Source organism: Enterovibrio nigricans DSM 22720 (assembly GCF_900167155.1).
GTDB classification, from domain to species: Bacteria; Pseudomonadota; Gammaproteobacteria; order Enterobacterales; family Vibrionaceae; genus Enterovibrio; species Enterovibrio nigricans.
Map to the genome: position 1 here is coordinate 1 of NZ_FUXU01000212.1, position 1,598 is coordinate 1,598.

At 41.0% G+C, this 1,598-nt stretch carries 1 protein-coding gene and 1 pseudogene; both read right to left on the minus strand.

All coding sequences use genetic code 11. The features are described from left to right. Positions 1-79 precede the first annotated feature (79 nt). Positions 80-238, minus strand: a pseudogene (locus tag B5D35_RS24500) (hypothetical protein); the annotation flags it as partial. A 692-nt stretch (positions 239-930) separates the two neighbouring features. Next, a complete protein-coding gene (locus B5D35_RS23660) occupies positions 931-1,521 on the minus strand; it encodes an MATE family efflux transporter (protein WP_078754838.1) in 591 nt (196 codons plus the stop codon). Between the last annotated feature and the right edge of the window lie 77 nt (positions 1,522-1,598).

The following is a 1,598-nucleotide window of genomic DNA, read 5'->3' on the forward strand; positions in this document are numbered from 1 at the left end:
GCCTGAAACTCAGTATATTGCTTAAGAACCGAACAACTTTAGGCTGCCATGTCTTCCAACCGAATTAAGCAACAAAGCCAATCCAACTGGGTAGCGAATATCCAGAGCGTTGCCCAACAGGTAAACAATATTCTGCGCCTGTTTCTAGACTCACAATACATCCTTTGGGTTTGCTCTCTTGTTCGACTCCTGCCATTGCAAAATTACTGGTAAATATTGCCATGGATAAACCGAACATCCATGTAATGGTGCTAAACAACTTATTCATAACCTAAGGCCTTCTAAGTTAATTTATTCAATTGACGTGATTATTTTAACGTTCAAATACCATTTATATTGTTTTTGCGGATTTTATATATGTGCTTTTTCTAATTTAATAAAACAGCTCACCCTAATATTAAACCTGTAAATCTTCAGCATTTCAGGCAAAAACTGCTTACTCCGATATCCAATCAATACCAGATGCAAAAACACTTTCCGAACACGCTGCAGTACATTCGCTTTCATCTATTGAGTCACGAAGAAGTGATCACGTGCACTTACCACCCTATGGAATTCCATTAAAAACAAAGGAAAACGATGGCAAAAAAACTCTTCATAGGAAAAGAAAAAAATTACTTTGTGATAGTGTTTTAAACGGATAGCGACACAAGCGCAAACCCCGATATAGAGGTTAAGCCAAAAGTCATACTCTTGATGTAATACTACCAATGGGTGTGATGATAAAATAATGACATATTCAACAAGGATAGAACCAATAACTTTACCATTATTGAAAAACACTATTCAATACTTGAGATTAAATAGAAAAATAATATTACAAATGAGCCATAGTCTTATATATGAAATATGATTTGTATATATGATCGCATAAAAAAGTGCGAGGTAACTAGCTCGCACTTATTTAATTATCTATCGCTTGCTACATATTTATGCGCTCGCGTTACTTTCAATAGTCAAATTGTTAACCCATTTATTACCAAAAACGCGCTTGATTGTTGGGACCAACTTGACGACCTCTTCAGACACCATCATGAGGAAGACCAAAGGTAAAGGAAGGCCGAAATACATTGCAGCCAGCGCCGTCATTGGCACCGCCCATACCCACTGGCAGACAATATCCATATTCATGCAGAACTTCGCGTCACCACCCGCCCTCAAAACACCAACGATGAGTGTAATATTGATGTTTCTGGTGATGGTACTGATAGCCAATACGGGGAAGCACAATGCAGCTAACTCCAACACCTCGACACTTACCTCGCTGTAGATTGACAGAATAGTCGTCTGCAATGCCAGTATCACCCCGGCACAGCCAATACCCACCATCAACGCTGTTTTTAATGCATATCGCGCATACTTTTCACTGATAGACAGTTTGTTCGCACCCAGGGCATTCCCCACCACAATAGACTTAGCTCCCGACAAGCCAGACGCCACACAAAGCGACATCGCTTCAAGGGCAGAGATGATTGCCATGGTCGCCAGCTCTGTTTCACCCATTCGTCGAGTAGACGACACCTGTTACCAAGTGTCGTCCCTCTAAGAACCCAGCGTGCAACTTTCACCGCACTAGGCTCAAGCCTTCACGAAGGCAC